At 47.6% G+C, this 855-nt stretch carries 1 protein-coding gene and 1 pseudogene; both read left to right on the top strand.

Annotation, left to right across the window (positions count from 1 at the left end):
- A pseudogene (locus ABD792_RS19100) lies at window positions 1-249 on the top strand (IS21 family transposase); the annotation flags it as partial.
- 32 nt (window positions 250-281) lie between these two features.
- The coding region (locus ABD792_RS19095) for an ATP-binding protein (RefSeq protein WP_345008183.1) at window positions 282-855 on the top strand (574 nt) is incomplete at its 3' end.

Below are 855 nucleotides of genomic sequence, written 5' to 3'. Positions count from 1 at the left end.
GTGGACTATCCCGAAACAGGTTACAAAAGGGCCATGGGAATTATACAGCTCCACAAGTCCTATGGCTCCCAAAGATTGGACAATGCCTGTAAAAGGGCCCTACGGGCAGATGCCGTAAGCTATAGCCGGATAACCAATATACTGAAAAATAACCTGGACCAAAGCTCCCTGTTCCTGCAAGAAGAAACAGACCGCAGCTCCCATATCCCCAAGCACGGGAACATACGTGGGGCGTCCAATTATAAATAGAAAACAATGTATCACTTAAATTTTATGCACATATGAACACAAACCACACCATTGAAAAACTCAGGAAAATGAGATTGACCGCTATGGCCGAACTCCATCACAGCCACCTTAGTGACAACCGTACCCAGGGCCTTACCCCGGACCAGTACCTGGCACTGCTTACCGACCACCAATGGGAAGACCTCCAGAACCGAAAGATAAAAAGGCTCATGACCCAAGCAGCCTTCAAGCAGCGGGCCACACTTGCCGATATTGATTATGCACAGAACAGGAATCTGGACAGAAACATGTTCGAGCGACTGGCAACACTGGACTTTATACAAAAGAAGGAAAATATGATTATTACCGGGTCCTCCGGAGTGGGCAAAAGTTATATGGCCCAAGCCTTGGGACACCAGGCCTGCATGATGGGACAAAGGGTGCTCTATACAAATACCGCCAGACTGATGAAAAGGTTAAAACTAAGTAAAGTGGACGGCACCTATCTCAAGGAGCTCGGAAAACTAATAAAGGTGGACCTGCTTATCCTTGACGACTTTGGACTGCAGAGCTTCGACAATCAGGCCAGGGAGGCGCTTATGGACATTATCGATGAAAGGCACGATA

Source organism: Snuella lapsa, from assembly GCF_039539345.1.
In the GTDB taxonomy this organism is placed as follows: Bacteria; Bacteroidota; Bacteroidia; order Flavobacteriales; family Flavobacteriaceae; genus Snuella; species Snuella lapsa.
This window is presented reverse-complemented; position numbering and strand designations above follow the sequence as displayed.